Raw genomic sequence first — 18,288 nt, 5'->3', positions numbered from 1 at the left:
GGCGGGGGGGGGGGGGGGGGGGGCGCGGGTGCGCCCGCCGCCCCCCCCCCCCCCCCCGCGGCGGCCGCCCGGCCCCCCCCCCCCCCCCCCGGCCCGGTAACCGAGTGATCACTTTTCCGTCCCCGGTGTTGACCCGGTCACGTCCCGAACGGACGCTTGCTTACCCCGGGGGTTACCGAAGGGACGGACGATGCTAGGACGTGCTCCCCGGCATCGCTGGACGGCGTTCGCGGCCGTCGCGATGACCGGCGCGCTCGCCTTGTCGGCGTGCGGCGGAAACGGAAACAAGGGCAACAACGACAAGTCCCAGGTCGAGGTCTTCTCGTGGTGGACCGGTCCCGGCGAGGCCGACGGCCTGGCCGCGATGAAGGCCGACTTCGAGAAGAAGAATCCCGGCACGAAGTTCATCAACGCCGCGATCGCCGGCGGGTCGGGCACGCAGGCGCAGGCGGTGCTGGCGAGCCGGCTGCAGAACCGCAAGCCGCCGGACTCCTTCCAGGGGCACGCGGGCGCCGAGCTGCTCGACTACATCAAGGCCGGGCAGATCGAGCCGCTGGACTCCTTCTACGACGAGAACAACCTGAAGTCGGTCTACCCGCAGCAGCTCCTCCAGCAGATCAGCTACAAGGGCCACATCTACTCGGTGCCGGTGAACATCCACCGGTCCAACATGCTCTGGTACAACCCGGGGATCCTGAAGGACGCCGGCATCTCCGACGCGCCGAAGTCGATCCCGGAGTTCATCGCCGACCTGAAGGCGGTCAAGGAGAAGACCAAGAAGGTGCCGCTGTCGCTCGGCGCCCAGTGGACCGCCGACCACCTGCTGGAGAACGTGCTGCTCGGCGACCTCGGCACCGACGCCTACAACGCGCTGTGGAAGCCGGGCGCCGACTGGAGTTCCCCGGCGATGACGAAGGCGCTGAACGACTACGCCGAGATCCTGAAGTACACGACCACCGAGGCCGCGTCCACCGACTGGCAGGGCGCCGCGAAGGCCGTCGTGGACGGCAAGGCCGCGTTCAACATCATGGGCGACTGGGCGTACGGCTACTTCGTGGGCAGTGCCCCGAACGGCCTCGGCAAGAAGCTCGACACCGACTTCAAGTACGCGCCGACCCCCGGCACCGACGGCACTTACCTGTGGCTGTCGGACAGCTTCACGCTGCCGAAGGGCGCGCCGCACCACGCCGGGGCGCTGGCGTGGCTGAAGGAGGTGTCCAGCCGCGAGGGCCAGGACCTCTTCAACCCGAAGAAGGGCTCCGTCCCGGCGCGCAAGGACGCCGACAAGAGCCTGTACAGCACCGGCTACCTGAAGTACGCGTTCGAGCAGTGGAACAACCCGGCCACCAAGCTCGCCGGCTCGTTCTGGCACGGCGTCAACGCCAGCAAGAAGCAGCACACCGACATCGACACGGCGGTGGGCCTGTTCCTGCAGAGCAAGGACGTCGGGAAGCTGCAGTCCCAGCTCGTCGCCGCCGCGAAGAACAGCGGTCAGTGACGGGAGGGGGCACCGGACGCCGGTGGAACCTGCGCCGGAGCAGGAGGTGGCTGCCCGGTCTGCTGCTGGTCTCGCCGTCCATCGTGGCGATCGGCCTGTTCGTCTACGGGCTGATCTTCTGGAACACGCGGGTGGCGCTGAGCGGCAAGCACGACGAGGTGTCGCCGTACGGGTTCGACAAGGGCAAGAACTTCGTCGACCTGTGGCACCAGCCGAGCTGGCCGGGCGCGGTGAAGCACGCGCTGCTGTTCACGGCCGTGTTCGTGCTCGGCGCCCTCCTGCTCGGCGCGTTCCTGGCGTTCCTGATGGACAAGGGGATCCGGGGCGAGGCGTCGTTCCGGGTCGTCTACCTGTTCCCGATGGCGGTGTCGTTCATCGCCAGCGGCGTGGTGTGGCGGTGGCTGATGAACCCGGCGCCGCCGCAGCGCGCCGTCGGGTTCAACCAGCTGTTCGACAAGCTGCACCTGAGCGGGCTGGCGAACGACTGGTGGCAGGACCCGTCCTGGGGGATGGCCGCGATGGCGCTCCCCGCGATCTGGCAGATGTCCGGCTACGTCATGGCCCTGTACCTGGCCGGGTTCCGCAGCGTCCCCGAGGAGCTGCGCGAGGCGGCGCGCGTCGACGGCGCGTCCGAGTGGAAGGTGTACCGGTACGTGGTCTTCCCGCAGCTGCGCCCGGTGACGCTGTCGGCGCTGATCATCCTCGGGCACATCTCGCTGAAGGTGTTCGACCTGATCATGGCGATCGCCGGCAAGCAGATCATCACCTACGTCCCGGCCATCGCGACGTACGTGGAGATCTTCGACCGGCACGATCCCGCCAACGGCGCCACCATCGCCACCTACCTGCTGCTCGCGGTGGCGCTGCTGGTGATCCCGTACCTGGTGTGGTCGGTGCGGACGGAGCGGAACCGATGACGGCGGCGGCGAGCAGGGCCCGTCCCCCGGCCGGCGCCGGCGCCCGCGCGCTGCGGATCGCGCGGCCGGTGGTCCTGCTGGCGTTCGTGATCCTGTTCCTGATCCCGGTGTACGTCCTGGTCGTCACCAGCTTCAAGCCGCTGCAGGAGGCCGACCCGAGCAGCGCGTGGAACCTGCCGCACCACTGGAGCACCTCCGGGTGGAGCTCGGCGTGGGACGCGCTGAAGCCGGGCCTGGAGAACAGCGTCAAGATCGCGGTGACGGGCTCGCTGATCTCCGCGGTGCTCGGCTCGCTGAACGGGTACGTGCTGTCGAAGTGGCGCTTCCCCGGCGCCGACGCCGTCTTCACGCTGTTCCTGTTCGGGATGTTCATCCCGTACCAGGCGGTGATGATCCCGCTGGCCGGGCTGCTGACGAACATGGGCCTGGTCGGGACGATCCGCGGCCTGGTGCTCGCGCACGTCGTCTACGGCATCCCGATCTGCACGCTGATCTTCCGGAACTACTACGTGACGATCCCGGGCGAGCTGATCGAGGCGGCACGGGTCGACGGCGCGGGCATCATCCGCACGTACTGGTCGATCATCGTGCCGGTGTCGGGGCCCGCGTTCGCGGTGACGGTGATCTGGCAGTTCACCTCGATGTGGAACGACTTCCTGTTCGCGGTGTTCCTCGGCGCGCCCGACAGCTGGCCGGTCACGGTGATGCTGAACAACACCGCCGGGTCGGGCGCGGTCGCCGTCCAGTACAACCAGCAGATGGCCGAGGCGCTGCTCGCGTCGCTGCCGACCCTGCTGGTCTATCTGCTGCTCGGGCGGTTCTTCATGCGCGGGCTGATGGCGGGCGCCCTGAAGGGCTGAGAAGCGCCGGAAAGGGCGCCCCGGCGAGCAGGCCGGGGCGCCCTTCCGCTGCCGCCGGAATGCGCGCCGGAATGCGCCGCCGGGACGTCCCTTCCGTCCCGGTGATCCGTCAACCGGACACCGTCCTCGCGCGTCACACTGGTGATCGAAGGGGATCGGAATGGCCTCGCACGAGCCGCTCGCCTCCCGCATTGGCAATCGCGCGAAGATGCGCCTAGCCTCTCGGGCATCATCGCGCGGCACCCCGGCGGCGACCGTCCCGCCGGACCCGCGCGATCACGCTTCGGGCCGACAGGAGGTGACCGCGTGCAGGCGTTGAGCGTTCAGCAGCCGTGGGCGTTCGCGATCGCGCGTGGCGGGAAGAGCGTCTCGAACGAGAGCATGCCGACGGCCTACCGGGGCCCGCTCCTCGTGCACGCCTCCATGCGGGTCGACCTGAAGGCGTGCGACTCGCCGCTGATCCAGGCCGCCGGCTGGGACCCGCGCGACCCGCTCGCCACCATCGGCGCCATCATCGCCGTCGCCGAGCTCGACGGGGTCTGCTCCGCCGCCGTGCGGGGCGGCTCCTGCGACTGCGGCCCGTGGGCGGACCCGGGCGCGCACCACTGGCATCTCGGCGGCGTCCGCGCCCTGCCCCGGCCCATCGTGGCGCTCGGCCGCAGCCCGGGCCTGTGGGAGCCGAAGCCGGCGCTCGTCACCGAGATCAGCACGATGTTCGCGGCGACCGCGGCGCTCGACCACTCGTCGTCCTGACGGCGTCGGCGGCGGCGTCGGCGGCCTCGCGGAGCCGGGCGAACTCGGCGGCGAGCCGGTCGGGCTGCCAGCTCGCGTTGAGCCCGCTCGGGTTGGGCAGGATCCACAGGCGCGCGGGGCCGAACGCCTCGTCCTGCGGGCCGATCCCGGCGCGGGGACGCCCGAACGCGGTGCGGTAGGCCGTGACGCCGCAGATGGCGAGATAGGCGGGGCGGTGCCGCTCGACCAGCGCGGTGAGGCGGCGCCCGCCGTCGCGGAGTTCCTCGTCGGTCAGCTCGTCGGCGCGGGCGGTGGCGCGCGGCGCGATGTTGGTGATGCCGAGGCCGTGGCCGGGCAGCAGGTCCTGCTCGGACGGGTGCAGCAGCCGGTCGGTGAACCCGGAGCGGTGCAGCGCGGGCCAGAACCGGTTGCCGGGACGGGCGAAGTGGTGGCCGGTCGCGGCGGAGTACAGGCCCGGGTTGATGCCGCTGAACAGGACCCGCAGCGGCGCGCCGTCCGGGGGCAGGACGTCGGGGATCAGGCGGTCGCGGGCGGCCTCGAGGTCGGCCTTGGTGGGGCGCATCAGACCAGGTTACGGACGATCAGGACGGTCGCGGACGTCCCGACGACGATGAGCAGCGCGAGGCGGAGGCGGCCGGCGTCCAGGTAGCGCCGCAGCGGGCCGGCCGCGAAGAAGCCGGCGTAGACGAACGGGAGCAGCGCGAGGCCCGCGGTGACCTGGCGGGCCGGGAGGCGGCCGGCGGCGCCGAGGGTGCCGAGCGACAGCAGCGCGCCGGCGATGAAGAAGACCGCGAGGGTGGCGCGGACGCGGGGGCCGCTCTCGCGCTGGTAGAGCAGCGCCATCGGCGGGCCGCCGATGCCGGACGCGGTGGCGGTGGTGCCGGAGATGGCGCCGGCGACGGCGAGCGTGCGGCGGTTGCGCGGCACCTCCCGCGTCCAGGTCGTGACGGCGAGCGCGGCGAGGACGACGGCGCCGATGACGACGCCGAGGACGCGGTCCGGGGCGGTCGCCACGAGCCACGCCCCGGCGGGGGTCCCGGCGAGGCGTCCGGCGAACGCCCAGCCGAGGCCCCGCACCTCGACATGCCGGACCTCCTGGACGAGCGTCGCGACCGGCAGGGCGAGCGCGATGACGAGGATCGAGCCGGGCATCAGGGACGGGAACAGCATCGTCACGATGGGGGTGGCGACGAGGCCGACGCCGAGGCCGACGCTGCCCTGCACGATGGCGCCGAGCAGCGCGGCCAGGCCGCCGATCAGCAGGAAGTCGGGTGGGGGCACGGGATGGAACGGTACATCCCGACTTTTCCGACCTGGGACGGGAAATCAGGCGGACGCGTCGGTGAGCGCGGCCAGCTGGTCGCCGGTGAGGGTGGTGCGAAGGACCTGGAGCAGCGGCTGGAGCTGCTCCAGCGTGCGCGCGCTCGCGATCGGCGCGGCGACCGTCGGCTGCGCGGCGAGCCACGCGAGCGCCACCGTCGCGACGGGCGCGCCCTGCTCCTCGGCGACCAGGTCGAGGGCGGCCAGCACCCGGCGCCCCCGCTCGGTCTCCAGGTACTCCCCCGCCCGGCCGGCGCGCGGGCTGTCCACCTCGGCACCCGGACGGTACTTGCCGGTCAGGAACCCCGACGCCAGGCCGTAGTACGGGACGCAGGCCAGCCCGTGGCGTTCGGCGAGGTCGCGGCGCGGCCCCTCGTAGGTGTCGCGGGACACCAGGTTGTAGTGCGGCTGGATCGCCACGTAGCAGGCCGTGCCCTCGCGCTCGCTGAACCGAAGCGACGCCTCGAGCCGGTCCGGCTCGATGTTGGACACCGCGATCTCGCGGACCTTGCCCGCGCGGACCAACTCGTCGAGCGTCCCCATGATGTCCTCGACGGGGACGGACGGGTCGTCGAAGTGGGTGTAATAGAGGTCGATGCGGTCCGTCTGCAGCCGCCGCAGCGAGTCGTCGGCGGCGGCCCGGATGTTCGCGGGGGCGAGGCCGCGCCGTCCGGGGTGCCGCCCGACCTTGGTGGCGACCACGACGTCGTCGCGGTTGCGGCGGCTCCGCATCCACTCGCCGATGATCGTCTCGGACTCGCCGCCCACGTTGCCGGGAGCGGACGCCGTGTACGAGTCGGAGGTGTCGACGAAGTCGCCGCCGCCCGCGGTGAAGGCGTCGAGGATCGCGAACGAGGTGTCGCGGTCCGCCGTCCAGCCGAACACGTTGCCGCCGAGCGACAGCGGGTGGACGTGAAGGTCTCCGATCTTCCTGGTGTCAGCCATGCTCCGATCCAATCAAAGGGTGCCCGGCCGCCGTTCCCCCGAAGGCCGGGAACATTCCTGACAGAATGTCCGGATGCTCACCGCTTGTCTTGCCTTCGCCGCGGTGGCGGCCGTCATCACCGTCACCCCGGGACTGGACACGATGCTCGTCGTCCGGACCACGGTGACCGCCGGCCGCCGGACCGGTTACCTCGCCGCGGCCGGGGTCGCGGCCGGGTGCCTGACCTGGGCGGTCGCGAGCGCGGCGGGGCTGACCGCGCTGCTCGCCGCGTCCCGGCTCGCGTTCGACGCGCTGCGCGTCGCGGGCGCCTGCTACCTGTTCTGGCTGGGCGCCCAGGCGCTGTGGCGGACCCGCCGCCGGCCCGGCGGCGGGTCCGCCGCCGAACCGGACGCGCCGGTCTCCGGGCTCGCCGCGTTCCGCACCGGGTTCACCACCAACCTGCTGAACCCGAAGGCCGGCGTGTTCTACATGAGCCTGATGCCCCAGTTCGTCCCGCACGGCGCGCCGGTGTTCGGGACGAGCATGGCGTTCGCGGCGATCCACACCGCCGAGGGGCTGCTGTGGTTCGGGCTCGTGGTGGGCGCCGCGGGCGCGGCCCGCCGCGCCCTGGCCCGCCCCGCCGTCAAGCGGCGCCTGCAGCAGCTCACCGGCATCGCCTTCATCGGCTTCGGGCTGCGCCTCGTCACCGAGCGCTAGACGCCGTCCCGGCGTCCGCGTCCGCGAAATGGCAGGCGACCGGGTGCGCCGCCCCCTCCCGGACGATCAGCTCCGGCACCTCCTCCGCGCACCTCTCGGCGGCCATGAAGCAGCGGGTGCGGAACCTGCACCCGCTCGGCGGCGCCGCTGGCGACGGCACCTCCCCCTCCAGGACGATCTCCCGGGCGGCGTCGTCCGGCCGGTCGCGCACCGACGGGACCGCCGACAGCAGCGCCCGCGTGTACGGGTGCCGGGGGTCGCCGAACACCTGCTCCGCCGTGCCCTGCTCGACGACGGTGCCGAGGTACATCACCGCGACCTCGTCCGCGATGTGCCGGACGACGTCCAGGTCATGGGAGATGAACAGGTACGCCACACCCAGCTCGGCCTGCAGGTCCGCCAGCAGGTTGAGGATCTGCGCGCGGACCGACACGTCCAGCGCCGACACCGCCTCGTCGCACACGATCAGCTTGGGCCGCAGCGCGAGCGCGCGGGCGATCGCGACGCGCTGGCACTGCCCGCCGGACAGCTCGTGCAGGCGCCGGGCGGCGTGCTCGGGCCGCAGGCCGACAAGGCCCAGCAGGCGGGCGACCTCGGCGTCCTCGCGGTCGCGCGGCACGATGCCGGGATGGACCCGCCATCCCTCCGCGATGACCGCGGCGACGGTCATCCGCGGGTTCAGCGACGTGTAGGGGTCCTGGAACACCATCTGCACGTCGCGGGCCACGCGGCGGCGCCGCCGGCGCGGCAGCGACGCGAGGTCGGTCCCCGCGAACTCGATGGTCCCGGCGAACGCGGGGATCAGCCCGACGATCGCGCGGGCGAGCGTGGACTTGCCGCAGCCGGACTCGCCGACGACGCCGAGCGTGCGGCCCGCCCGGACGGTCAGGTCGAGGCCGGCGACGACGGGCACCCGCCGCCGGCCGAACCCGTGCCGGCCGGGCCGCTGGTAGCCGGCCTCCAGGCCGGCGGCGCGCAGGACGACCTCGGCGTCCCCGGCCGGTGCGGCGGTGTCGTGCGCGATCGCCGTCATCGGTCCTCCTCGGCACTCTGGGCGGCACTCTGGGGAGCGCTGTGGGCGGCACTGTCGGCGACGCTTTGGGCGGCGCTCACCTCGTCGGTGTGGTGGCAGGCGACGGACCGGCCGCCGGAGCCCGCGAGCGGCGGGTCCTCGGTCCGGCACACGTCCGTCGCGAACGGGCAGCGGGGATGGAAGGCGCAGCCGCCGGGCGGGCGGCGCGGGTCCGGCGGCAGGCCGGGGACGGGCGTCAGGCGGCCGCCTTGCTTCTCGTCCGGCACGGCTCGCAGCAGGCCCAGCGTGTAGGGGTGCGCCGGACGCGTGTAGACGTCGTCCAGCGGCCCCTGCTCCACGATCCGCCCGGCGTACATCACGGCGACCTCGTGGGCCATCCGCGCGACCACGCCGAGGTCGTGCGAGACCAGCAGCGTGGCGAGGCCCGCCTCCTGCTGGCGGCGGGCGAGCAGGCGCAGGATCTGCGCCTGGACGGTCACGTCGAGGGCGGTGGTGGGCTCGTCGGCGAGCAGGACGGACGGGCCGAGCGCCAGCGCCATCGCGATCACGGCGCGCTGCCGCATGCCGCCGGAGAACTCGTGCGGATGGTCGCCGTAGCGCGTCCCGGCGTCGGCGATGCCGACCTCGCGCATCAGCGCGACGGCCCGCTCGCGCGCCTCCCGGCGGCTCGCGCCGAGCCGCCGCCGGAACGGCTCGGCGATCTGGCGGCCGACGGCGAAGCCGGGGTTGAGCGCGGCCATCGGGTCCTGGAAGACCATCGCGACCCGGCTGCCGCGCGCCTCGCGCCACTGCCGGGCGGTGAAGCCGGCGGTGTCGTCGCCGCCGAGGACGACGCTCCCGGAGGTGATCTCGGCGCCGGGCGGCAGGAGCCCGATGAGGGCGAGGGACGTGAGGCTCTTGCCGCTGCCGGACTCGCCGACGAGCGCGAGGACGCGTCCGGGGCGCAGCCGCAGCGTGACGCCGCGGACGACGGGGGTGACGCGCCGGCCGGAACGGAACCCGATGTGGACGTCGCGGAGCTCGGCGGCGGCGTCCTCGCCGGGCGGGGTGGGGGCGGGGTGGACGGCTGACATGGTCATGGGGGTGCCTCTCAGAGCTGGGCCCGGGGGTCGGCGAGGTCGCGGAAGGCGTCGCCGACGAGGCCGACCCCGGTGACCACGGCGGCCAGCGCGATCGCGGGCATCGTGGAGATCCACCAGGCGGAGCCGAGGTAGTCGCGGCCCGCCGCGACGGTCGCGCCCCAGGAGGCCTGGTCGGGCGGGATGCCGAGGCCGAGGAAGCTCAGCGACGCCTCGGCGACCATCACCAGGCCGATCTGGACGGTCGCGGCGACCAGCAGCGGCTGCCAGCACGACGGCAGCACGTGCCGCACGAGGATCCGCAGGTGGCCGGCGCCGAGGACGCGGGCGGAGTCGACGAACTCCAGGTCCCGGGTCGCGAGCGCGGACGCCCGCACGACCCGGGCGAACACCACCCACCGGGTCACGGCGAGGGTGATGACGACGTTGGTGACGCTCGGGCCGAGGACCCCGGCGATGAGGATCGCCAGCAGGATCGACGGGAACGCCAGCTGGACGTCCCCGACGCGGGACAGGACGGCGTCGGCCCAGCCGCCGAAGTAGCCGGACACGAGCCCGGCGACGAGCCCGACGGCGCCGCCGGCGAGGACGGTGGCGGCGCCGACCAGCAGCGAGACGCGGCTGCCGGCGAGCAGGGTGGTGAGCATGTCCCGGCCGACCTGGTCGGTGCCGAGCCAGGCGACCGACCCGTCGCCGAGCCGCGATCCGGGCGGCAGGAGCCGGTGCGGCAGGTCGGTGGCGACGGGGTCGTAGGGCATCAGGACCGGTCCGAGGAGCGCGGCCAGGACGAACAGCCCGACGACGGCGAGCCCGATCCACGCCCGCGCCGGCAGCCGGCGCCGGCGGGGCTCGGCCGCGGCCTGCGGGGGCGCGGCGGCGATGGCGCTCATGGTGTGCTCCCGTTCATGCGTTCTGCGGGGTGAGGCGCGGGTCGAGGGCGACGCACAGGACGTCGACGACGAGGTTCAGCGCGATGTAGCAGACGGTGATCGTCACGATGGCGGCCTCGACCACGGCGTAGTCGCGGTTGGTGATGGCGTCGACCATCAGCGAGCCGAGGCCGGGCCAGGAGAACACCACCTCGACGATGACGGCGTTGGCGATGAAGTTGCCCATCAGCAGGCCGAGGACGGTCACGACGGGCAGCGCGATGTTGCGGGCGACGTGCACGTACAGCACGGCTCCCTCGCCGGTGCCCTTGGCGCGCGCGGTGCGGACGTAGTCCTTGCCGATCTCCTCCAGGGCGCCGTTGCGGACGAGCCGGGCGAGCCAGCCGACGAACGGCAGCGCGAGCGTGACGGACGGCAGGATCACCGCCTCGGGTCCGCCGCCCGCGGTGCTGGGCAGCCAGTGCAGCTGCCGGGCGAACAGCAGGATCAGCACGATGCCGAGCCAGAACGACGGCAGCGCCTGCCCGACGAGGGAGCCGGCGGAGACGAGGGCGTCGAGGATCCGGCCGGGCCGCCGCGCGCACAGCATGCCGAGCGGGAACCCGGCGGCGAGGGTGATGACGAGCGCGAGGGCGGCGAGCGCGAGCGTCGCGGGGAAGCGGTCGAGGGTGGCGCTCATCGCGCCGCCGCCGAGCCGCCAGGAGTCGCCGAAGTCGCCGTGGAGCACCTCGCCCATGTGCGTGAGGTACTGCTGCCACAGGGGCTTGTCGAGGCCGAAGTCGGCGCGGACGGAGGCGAGCTGGTCGGCGCTCGCGTCCGGGCCGAGGATGAGGGTGGCGGGGTCGCCGGGGACGACCCGCACGACGACGAACACCAGCGTGACGGCGCCCCAGGCGACGAGGACGGCCTGGCCGGCGCGGCGGAGCAGGAAGCGGCCCATCAGGACGTCCTCCCGGTCCGGGCGGCCGAGGGGCCCGCCGTCGAGGAGCGGACGACGAGGTCGGCCTCCAAAAGCGTCCGGGCGGGGACGTCCGCGGGCGGGGCGCCCGCCATCCGCTCCAGCAGCCGGTCGACGGCGGTCGTGCCGACGCGCGCGGCGGGCAGCCGGACGGTGGTGAGCGGCGGGGCGAGGTAGGCGGCGAACGGGTGGTCGCCGTGCCCGGCCACGGCGACGTCGCCGGGGATGGACAGGCCGTGCTCGGTGAACGCCCGGTACAGGCCGAGCGCGAAGTAGTCGTTGCCGGCCAGGACGGCGGAGCCGGGCTCGATCCGGTCGGCGAGCCGGCGGCCGACCGCGTAGGAGTCGATCGGGTCCCAGGGCTGCGAGCTGGCCTCCCGGCGGCGGGTCGGCACCCGCAGGACGTGGTCGTCGCGGACGGCGATGCCGCGCTCGGCGAGCACGGCGTGGAAGCCGCGGATCCGCTCGTTGACCGGCGAGATGTCCAGGTCCTCCTCGACGAGGTACAGCTCGCGGGCACCGCCGTCCACGAGGTGCTCGGTGGCGCGGCGGGCGCTGTCGTAGTAGTCGACGCCGACGAGGTCGGCGTCCAGGCCGGGCAGGTCGCGGTTCAGCAGCAGGACGGGCGTGCCCGACTTGCCGAGCCGCTCCCAGTGGTCGATGCCGTGCTGCACGGGGACGGCGAGGACGCCGTCGACGCCCCACCGCATCAGCTCCTCGGCGACCCGCCGCTCGTTCTCGGCGCTGTCCTCGGTGACCATCAGCATCAGCGAGTAGCCGTGCACCCGGCCGCGCTCCTCGATCGCGCTGATGAGCCGGGCGTAGAACGGGTTGGACGGGTTGGTGATGACGAGGCCGATCGTCATCGCGTTCTGGAGCACCAGCGACCGCGCCATCGTGTTCGGGACGTACCCGAGCCGGTCGGCCTCGGCCCGGACCCGTTCGCGGGTCTCGGCGCTCACCGCGTCCTTGCCGGCGAGGGCGCGGGACACGGTGTTGACCGACAGGTCGAGCGCGGCGGCGATGTCGCGCAGGGTGGCCCGGCGGCGCGGCGTCATGGCGTCCTCCTCGTGACCGTGGACAGGTCGGGCTGGTTGTTCGCGGCCGGCGTGAACCCGGTGATGCCGGTGCCGAGGCCGTAGGCGGTGGTGAGCGCGGCGGGGAAGACCCCGACCGCGTCGTCCCAGACGATCCTGCACGCGTCGGCGTACAGCCGGGCGCGGTCGTCGGATCCGGCGGCCTGCCCGGCCTCGGCGAGGATCTTGTCGAGGGCGGGGTTCTTGTAGCCCATCCGGTTCGCCTTGGAGGTGTAGAGGCGGCCGAGGGTGAAGGCCGCGTCCCCGGTCGTCACGGTGTTGGTCTGCAGCTCCATGTCCCAGTCGAGGGTGTTGAGGCGCTGGAGCCACTGGGCCTTCTCGATGCTCTGCGGCCGGACGGTCACCCCGACGTCCTTCCACGCCGAGATCATCGACTGGGCGAGCTCGCGGGCGAGCGGGCCGGTGGCGTCGAACCACATCATCGTGGTCGTGAACCCGTCGCCGAGGCCCGCGTCGCGCAGCGCCTTGCGGGCGGCGCCGGGGTCGTGGGCGTAGGGCCGCTGCGCGGCGTGGCCGAACACCGTCGACGGGATCGGGGCGTCCATCCGCTGCGCGCCCGCGCCGAACAGCTTCCCGACGATCTCGTCCATGTCGAGCGCCTGCACCATCGCCCGCCGGACGCGCGGGTCGGTGAACGGCTTGCGCCCGCAGTTGAACCAGGTCAGGTAGTACGTCCAGCTCGGCACCGACGCGACCCGCACGCCGTGCTTGCCCTTCACCTCGCCGAGCTGGTCGGACGGGACGGGCCACAGCAGGTCGACGTCGCCGTTGCGCAGCGCGGTGATCGCGCTGGACGTCTCGGCGATGAACGGCATCGAGATGCCCGGGAGCCGGGCGGGCCCCGCCCAGTACCCGTCGAAGCGGGCCAGCTCGACGTCGGTGGACGGGGTGAACCCGGTGACCCGGAACGGCCCCGAGCCGATGGGGCGGCGCTTCTGCGCCGGGTCGGCGACGAGCTTCGCCGGGACGATGAACAGCAGCGTCAGGTTCACCGGCAGCGTCCCCATCGGCCCGTCCGTGACGAACGTGACCGTGGTGTCGTCGTCGGCGCGCGCGGACTTCACCGTCGCCCACAGCGCGCTCTGTGCCGACTTGACCGCCTTCGTCCGGTCGAGGCAGGCGACGACGTCCCGGGCCGTCAGCGGGCTCCCGTCGTGGAACCGCACGCCGGACCGCAGCCGGAACACCCAGGTGGTGTCGTTCTCGCGCCGCCACGACGCGGCCAGGCCGGGCACCAGCCGGCCGGCCGCGTCGCGGCGGACGAGGGTGTCGAAGACCAGCCGCTTGACGATCAGCGACGCCTCGTCCACCGCGGTGCCCGCGTTGTACGGGTCGAGGTCGGTGACCGGCTGCCCGAACGCGGCGCGCAGCGACCCGCGCGGCGCGGCCCCGCCCGCGCCCGCCACGCCGCAGCCGCCGAGCGCCACGGCGGAGGCCCCGAGGCCGGCCAGCGCGAGGAACTCGCGCCTTCGCAGGTCCATGGCGGCGCTCCCTCAGCTCTTCAGCGCGAGATAGATCATCACGGTGGCGGCGGGGGCCGCGGCATCGGCTCCGTCGCCCTCGACGGTGCCCTTCAGCCGCAGCCAGCCGCCGAAGCCGGCCGACTCCCAACTCTCCAGGTCCCCGGTGATCTCGCGGCCGGCGTCGAGGTCGCACCAGTGCAGGCCGTCGGGCGAGATCTGGGTCGTCACCCGCAGCCGGGTGCCGGCGCCGGTCCGCTTCAGCGTCCGGACGAACCAGCGCGCCTCCGCGGCCCAGGCCGCCTCGTAGGGTTCCGTCGCGAACTCGCCCGCCAGGGTGCGGTTGCGTTCCAGGACGGCCGTGAACGACTCGCGCATGCTGCCGGGGCTCCTCACCAGTCCGCCGAGATCAGTACCGAGTCCAGGTACAGGAAGTTGCGCACGTCGGTGTGCGTCCTGACCGAGACGTAGAAGTTGAGCAGGTTCTGCAGGGACCCGTACTCCTCGTCGTACGGGGGGACGGGCACGTCGCGCATGTCGTAGACGGTGTCGTTGACCTGCAGCTCGATGTTGGAGCGGGTGCTCGTGTCGATCAGCCACCGCACGTAGTGCCAGTTGACCTTGGTCGGCACCTCGTTGTAGCAGAGTTCCTGCGGCCCGCCGAACGCCTTCCAGTCGTCCGGGTCGGGGGCGGTGAAGTCCGCGGTCGGCGGCAGCTTGAGCTTGCCCTCGAAGTGCTCGCGCGGCGTCGGCTCCGGCACCGTCGGGTACACCCACTCGCGCCGCAGGTTGTTGTCCAGGTCGGTGTTCAGGTAGCGGGCGACGCAGTGGTACCGGACGCCGTCGCAGATGTCGGTCGCGATGGTGAACGCGCCGAACTGCTGCTCGGACGGGTGCAGGTTCGCGTCCCACTCCCCCGCGCCCGCCTTGGTGGCCGCCTGGTTCTCCTCCGACGCCGCCTCGGTCTTGAACGTCAGGTACGCCTCGAACTGCACGCGGCCGCGGCCCGCCATCGTCAGCCGGCGGATCGCGACGCCGGTGTGCCCGGCGAGCGGCCGGGTCGCGACCTTCAGCGCGTACGTCCCGGACATCGCGCCGTGCGTGCCGACGTCGAAGAAGTTGCAGGAGCTGAGCTGCGGCGGCCGGAAGTCGCGCATGTGGTCGTCGACGGTGTCGAGGTTCCCGTGCCCGTCGTAGTTGCCGAGCAGCTCGATCCAGCCGTGCGTGCCGGTGTTGAAGTCGTCGTGGACGAGGATCCGGTCCAGCGGGTCGAACCGGGACAGCGCCGGGTCGGCCTTGCGGAGCTCGGCGGCCAGGGAGCGTCCGCTCGCGGCGGTGGTCATCGGGCGGGCCCCTCGATCCTCACGGTGGCGTTCACCAGGTTGTGGTCGGAGCGCAGCAGGTCGCGGGGCTCGCCCGCCTGCGCGGTGGTCTGCGGCACGAGCGTCCACTGCCGGACGGGCGTGCCGGCCTTGACGAAGATGTGGTCGATCTTGTCCTCCGACTTCGGCAGCGGGATCGTCCCGCCGTTGAACGAGGCGTACTCGGCGTTCGTGCGCCGGTTCGCCGGGGCGGCCTCGTAGGAGTCGGCGTAGCCGAGGTCGGCGAACGCGTCGTAGGCGCTGGCGCCGTCCTCCTTCGAGGCGGAGTTCATGTCGCCCGCGAACACGATCGGCAGCCGCCGCGTGGACGCGTTGTCGCGGGTGAGGTACTGCACGGTCCGGGTGGCGTCGGCGTAGCGGACCTGGTCCCAGTTCTTCGTCCAGCCGTTGGGGTCGGTCGCGCCGTTCTTGCGGTACTCCAGGTGCATGTCGACGACGACGAAGCGGGTGCCGGTGCGGCGCTCGCGCAGCACGTTCCACGTCATCGTCTTGCCGTAGATCTCGGTGGAGTCGGGCAGCCACAGCAGGTCGTGCGGGAGGGCCCGGCCGCGCTCGTCCTTGTCGGAGAACCGGCGGGCGTCGTAGTAGGTGAACCGTCCCGCGCCCGACTTGAGCGGGTACCCGTACCAGGGGTTGCGCGTCCCGGCGTAGTCCGCGGGCGCCTCGGCGTAGCCGCGCGCCCGCATCGCGGCGGTCAGCGGGGCGCGGAACGACTCGACGTCCACGCCGGGCTGGGTCGGCGTGGGGTTGTTGCCGATCTCCTGGGTGACGACGACGCCGGCGCGGGCGCGGACGATGTCGTCGGCGACCTTCGCGGCGCGGCCGTCCGCCCAGGGTTCGAGCTTGGTCGCGCAGTCGCGGCCGATCGTGTCGATGCACTCCTGCTTCGTCGGCAGGCAGCCGTGCCCGCACGTGTTGTAGGTGGCGATCCGCAGATCGAAGCCGCGGGCGTGCCGGCCCGGCGCGGCGGCCTGCGCGGCCGCCGGCGGGACGAGCACCGCGGCCGCGCAGGCGGCGGCGCATGCGGCGGAGGCGAGCGCCGCGGCCGGGCGGGCGGAGGGACGGGGGGTCCTCATGCTGGAGGGAGCCTTCCGGTGTCGGCTGAGTCACATTAACGTTCACGTGATCGTTCACACACCATCGATGTCCAGCCGCCGTCCTGTCAAGAGCGGAAACGAAAACGGCCCGGCTCCCCGCACGAGCGAACAGCACGCGCGTGCATGGGAACCGGACCGGACGCGGCGGTCCCGCCGGCCGGCGGCCCTAGGCGCCGAGGCGGGCGGCGGCCTGGTCGGAGAGGGCGCGGGCCAGTTCGGCGGCCTGCGCGTCCCCGAGCGGCTCGTGGCCCACGAGGACGCGGTACCAGAGCACGCCGTAGACCTGGTCGACCATCAGGGCGAGGTCGGCGCCGGCCGCGATCTCGCCGCGGTCGCGCGCCCGCTCCAGCAGCCCGGACAGGACGCGGCGCCGCGACTCGACGAACGCGCGCATGTGCTCGCGGGCGTGCGGGTCGCGCTGCGCCTCCGCCATCGAGTGGCGCAGGACGGCCGCGGTGAGCCGCTGGCCCGCGCCCCGGAACGTCGCGGTGAGGAACGCCTCGAGGTCGCCGCGGAGCGTGCCGGTGTCGGGCACGGGGATGTCGGTGCCCGCGCGTTCGGCCATCGCCTCCAGCAGCACCGCGCCCTTGGACGGCCACCAGCGGTAGATCGTCTGCTTGCCGACGCCGGCCGCGGCGGCGAGCGAGTCGATCGTGACGGGGGTCCCGTCGTCGCGGGCGAGCAGGTCGACGGCGACGTCGAGGATCGCGCGCCGCGCGGCCTCGTTGCGGCGGCGTCCGGTGTGCGGCCGTCGGCTGTCACTCATGGCACCACCCTACCCATTTGACGAGACCGCCGGTCTCGATGAATACTTGTCGAGACAGAAGGTCTCGACAACTGAAGGAGCCGGCCATGTCGCTCACCGGAAAGCGCACCCTCGTCTTCGGCGGCACCTCGGGCATCGGCGCGGCCACCGCCGAGCTGTTCGCCGGCCAGGGCGCCGACGTCGTGATCACCGGCCGGGACGAGGAGCGCCTCGCCAAGGCCGCCGCCGGCGGCCTCACCGCCCGCCGCGTCGACGCCTCCTCGCCCGAGGAGGTGACCGCGTTCTTCGCCGAGGACACCCGCTACGACCACCTGATCCTCGCGCTGAGCGGCGGGTCCGGCGCCGGCCCGTTCGCCACCCTGGACCTGGCCGACCTGCGCCAGGGCTTCGAGGCGAAGTTCTGGCTGCACCTGGGGATCGTCCAAGCGGCGCTGCCCCGGCTCGCCGAGGACGGCTCGGTCACCTTCATCACCGCCTCCTCGGCCCGTGCGGCGCTGCCCGGCACCGCCGGCCTCGCCGCGATCAACGGCGCGCTGGAGGCGATGGTGCGGCCGCTCGCGACCGAGCTGGCGCCGCTGCGGGTCAACGCCGTCTCCCCCGGCGTCATCGAGACGCCCTGGTGGGACGGGATGCCCGCCGAGCAGCGCGACGCGATGTTCGCCGAGCACGCCGCCGCGCTGCCGGTCGGCCGGGTGGGGCGGCCCGAGGACGTCGCGCACGCGGTCCTGCTCGCCGCGGCCAACGGGTTCGTCACCGGCCAGGTGATCGAGTGCAACGGCGGCCTCAGCCTGCCGACCGGCCGCTGACCGTCTACGCTGGCGCTTCCGATCTTCCCGAGGAGGCGCCGCCGTGGCCGAGGACGTGGCCGACGACAGAGCGGGCGACGGGCCGGGCGGCGGGGCGGGCGAGCCCGTCACCCCCGACCGGCTGCGCGCCTTCAGCGACGGCGTCTTCGCGATCGCCGCGACCCTGCTGATCCTGGAGGTCAAGGCGCCGGCCGCCGACGAGCGCGTGTGGCACGCGCTGCGCACCGAGTGGCCGGCGCTCGCCGCCTACGCCGTGACGTTCCTGGTCATCGGCATCGCCTGGATCCACCACCACAACCTGTTCCACCAGGTCCGCACGGTGGACCGGCGCATGCTGCTGCTGAACCTCGGCATGCTCGCGACGATCAGCTTCCTGCCGCTGCCGACCGCGACGCTCGGCGACCACCTGCGCGGCGGCGACGCGTCCGCCGCCGCGGTGTTCTACTCGGCCTCGATGGCGGCGGCGTCCGCCTGGTTCACGCTGTTCTGGCACCACCTGTGCCGGCGGCCGCACCTGATGCACCCCGCCGCCCGCGACGGGGCGAGGCGGGCCCGGCGCAACTCGCTGCTCGGGCCCGTCGGCTACGTCGCCGCCGCCCTGCTCGCCCCGCTCACCCCGGAGGGCTCGCTCGCCCTCAGCGCCGCGCTCGTCCTGTACTTCGTCGTCGGCCGGCGCGCCCCCGCCACCCGCACCCGCCTCCCCGCGAAATGAGAAAGGGCCGCCTCCCCT

General features: G+C 73.3%; 20 protein-coding genes. 7 read left to right on the top strand and 13 right to left on the bottom strand.

The features are described 5' to 3' along the window. Window positions 1-190 precede the first annotated feature (190 nt). From AB0C78_RS25310 to AB0C78_RS25295, 4 genes are all read left to right on the top strand, one after another. On the top strand, window positions 191-1,498 hold the full coding sequence (locus AB0C78_RS25310) for an ABC transporter substrate-binding protein (RefSeq protein ID WP_225992179.1): 1,308 nt from the start codon (window positions 191-193) through the stop codon (window positions 1,496-1,498). Beyond that, window positions 1,495-2,415 (top strand): sugar ABC transporter permease, encoded by a 921-nt coding sequence (locus tag AB0C78_RS25305; RefSeq protein WP_360752044.1) that lies wholly within the window; start codon window positions 1,495-1,497, stop codon window positions 2,413-2,415. The genes AB0C78_RS25310 and AB0C78_RS25305 overlap by 4 nt, the downstream gene beginning before the upstream one ends. Next, window positions 2,412-3,275: a carbohydrate ABC transporter permease gene (locus AB0C78_RS25300; protein WP_360752041.1), complete on the top strand. Its 864-nt coding sequence runs from the start codon at window positions 2,412-2,414 to the stop codon at window positions 3,273-3,275. The genes AB0C78_RS25305 and AB0C78_RS25300 overlap by 4 nt, the downstream gene beginning before the upstream one ends. Window positions 3,276-3,581: 306 nt before the next feature. Beyond that, window positions 3,582-4,028, top strand: a complete 447-nt coding sequence (locus AB0C78_RS25295) for a hypothetical protein (RefSeq protein WP_360752039.1) — start codon at window positions 3,582-3,584, stop codon at window positions 4,026-4,028. Here the strand turns inward: AB0C78_RS25295 and mug are convergent. Genes mug through AB0C78_RS25280 form a run of 3 tightly spaced genes read right to left on the bottom strand, consistent with a single transcriptional unit; the run spans window position 3,979 to window position 6,293 of the window. Next, on the bottom strand, window positions 3,979-4,590 hold the full coding sequence (mug, locus tag AB0C78_RS25290; protein ID WP_360752036.1) for a G/U mismatch-specific DNA glycosylase: 612 nt from the start codon (window positions 4,588-4,590) through the stop codon (window positions 3,979-3,981). The genes AB0C78_RS25295 and mug overlap by 50 nt on opposite strands. Then, window positions 4,590-5,309: a sulfite exporter TauE/SafE family protein gene (locus tag AB0C78_RS25285; RefSeq protein WP_360752033.1), complete on the bottom strand. Its 720-nt coding sequence runs from the start codon at window positions 5,307-5,309 to the stop codon at window positions 4,590-4,592. The genes mug and AB0C78_RS25285 overlap by 1 nt, the downstream gene beginning before the upstream one ends. Window positions 5,310-5,354: 45 nt before the next feature. After that, window positions 5,355-6,293 carry an aldo/keto reductase gene (locus tag AB0C78_RS25280; protein WP_360752030.1) on the bottom strand — a complete coding sequence of 313 codons (939 nt, stop codon included), beginning with the start codon at window positions 6,291-6,293 and terminating at the stop codon, window positions 5,355-5,357. 73 nt (window positions 6,294-6,366) lie between these two features. Here AB0C78_RS25280 and AB0C78_RS25275 point away from each other — a divergent pair, with 73 nt between their 5' ends. Beyond that, complete coding sequence (locus tag AB0C78_RS25275; protein ID WP_151544256.1) at window positions 6,367-6,990, top strand: LysE family translocator; 624 nt, start codon at window positions 6,367-6,369, stop codon at window positions 6,988-6,990. Here the strand turns inward: AB0C78_RS25275 and AB0C78_RS25270 are convergent. From AB0C78_RS25270 to AB0C78_RS25225, 10 genes are all read right to left on the bottom strand, one after another. Further along, a complete protein-coding gene (locus AB0C78_RS25270) occupies window positions 6,977-8,023 on the bottom strand; it encodes an oligopeptide/dipeptide ABC transporter ATP-binding protein (protein ID WP_360752028.1) in 1,047 nt (348 codons plus the stop codon). The genes AB0C78_RS25275 and AB0C78_RS25270 overlap by 14 nt on opposite strands. Then, on the bottom strand, window positions 8,020-9,102 hold the full coding sequence (locus tag AB0C78_RS25265; RefSeq protein ID WP_360752025.1) for an ABC transporter ATP-binding protein: 1,083 nt from the start codon (window positions 9,100-9,102) through the stop codon (window positions 8,020-8,022). The genes AB0C78_RS25270 and AB0C78_RS25265 overlap by 4 nt, the downstream gene beginning before the upstream one ends. A gap of 11 nt (window positions 9,103-9,113) precedes the next feature. Continuing rightward, window positions 9,114-9,992 carry an ABC transporter permease gene (locus AB0C78_RS25260; protein ID WP_151544258.1) on the bottom strand — a complete coding sequence of 293 codons (879 nt, stop codon included), beginning with the start codon at window positions 9,990-9,992 and terminating at the stop codon, window positions 9,114-9,116. A 13-nt stretch (window positions 9,993-10,005) separates the two neighbouring features. Beyond that, on the bottom strand, window positions 10,006-10,932 hold the full coding sequence (locus tag AB0C78_RS25255; RefSeq protein ID WP_360752022.1) for an ABC transporter permease: 927 nt from the start codon (window positions 10,930-10,932) through the stop codon (window positions 10,006-10,008). Further along, window positions 10,932-12,008 carry a LacI family DNA-binding transcriptional regulator gene (locus tag AB0C78_RS25250; RefSeq protein WP_360752020.1) on the bottom strand — a complete coding sequence of 359 codons (1,077 nt, stop codon included), beginning with the start codon at window positions 12,006-12,008 and terminating at the stop codon, window positions 10,932-10,934. Before AB0C78_RS25250 ends, AB0C78_RS25255 begins: the two co-directional genes overlap by 1 nt. Beyond that, entirely contained in the window at window positions 12,005-13,528 is a 1,524-nt protein-coding gene (locus AB0C78_RS25245; RefSeq protein WP_360752017.1) for an ABC transporter substrate-binding protein, read from the bottom strand. The genes AB0C78_RS25250 and AB0C78_RS25245 overlap by 4 nt, the downstream gene beginning before the upstream one ends. Before the next feature lie 12 nt (window positions 13,529-13,540). Then, complete coding sequence (locus AB0C78_RS25240) at window positions 13,541-13,885, bottom strand: hypothetical protein (RefSeq protein ID WP_360752014.1); 345 nt, start codon at window positions 13,883-13,885, stop codon at window positions 13,541-13,543. A gap of 14 nt (window positions 13,886-13,899) precedes the next feature. Continuing rightward, the gene (locus tag AB0C78_RS25235; RefSeq protein ID WP_360752012.1) at window positions 13,900-14,850 is read right to left on the bottom strand and encodes a DUF6772 family protein; all 951 of its coding nucleotides are present in this window, start codon (window positions 14,848-14,850) and stop codon (window positions 13,900-13,902) included. Beyond that, window positions 14,847-15,965 (bottom strand): hypothetical protein, encoded by a 1,119-nt coding sequence (locus tag AB0C78_RS25230; protein WP_360752010.1) that lies wholly within the window; start codon window positions 15,963-15,965, stop codon window positions 14,847-14,849. The genes AB0C78_RS25235 and AB0C78_RS25230 overlap by 4 nt, the downstream gene beginning before the upstream one ends. 187 nt (window positions 15,966-16,152) lie before the next feature. Further along, window positions 16,153-16,752, bottom strand: coding sequence for a TetR/AcrR family transcriptional regulator (locus AB0C78_RS25225; protein ID WP_360752007.1), 600 nt, complete (start codon window positions 16,750-16,752; stop codon window positions 16,153-16,155). An 86-nt stretch (window positions 16,753-16,838) separates the two neighbouring features. Here AB0C78_RS25225 and AB0C78_RS25220 point away from each other — a divergent pair, with 86 nt between their 5' ends. Further along, the gene (locus AB0C78_RS25220; RefSeq protein WP_360752004.1) at window positions 16,839-17,558 is read left to right on the top strand and encodes an SDR family oxidoreductase; all 720 of its coding nucleotides are present in this window, start codon (window positions 16,839-16,841) and stop codon (window positions 17,556-17,558) included. A gap of 43 nt (window positions 17,559-17,601) precedes the next feature. Further along, the gene (locus AB0C78_RS25215; RefSeq protein WP_360752002.1) at window positions 17,602-18,270 is read left to right on the top strand and encodes a TMEM175 family protein; all 669 of its coding nucleotides are present in this window, start codon (window positions 17,602-17,604) and stop codon (window positions 18,268-18,270) included. Window positions 18,271-18,288: the final 18 nt, after the last annotated feature.

The sequence above is a fragment of the Actinomadura sp. NPDC048394 genome (assembly GCF_040651755.1).
In the GTDB taxonomy this organism is placed as follows: domain Bacteria; phylum Actinomycetota; class Actinomycetes; order Streptosporangiales; family Streptosporangiaceae; genus Spirillospora; species Spirillospora montaniterrae.
Note: the sequence above shows the minus strand (reverse complement) of the source record. Positions and strands in the feature narration are given on the sequence as shown.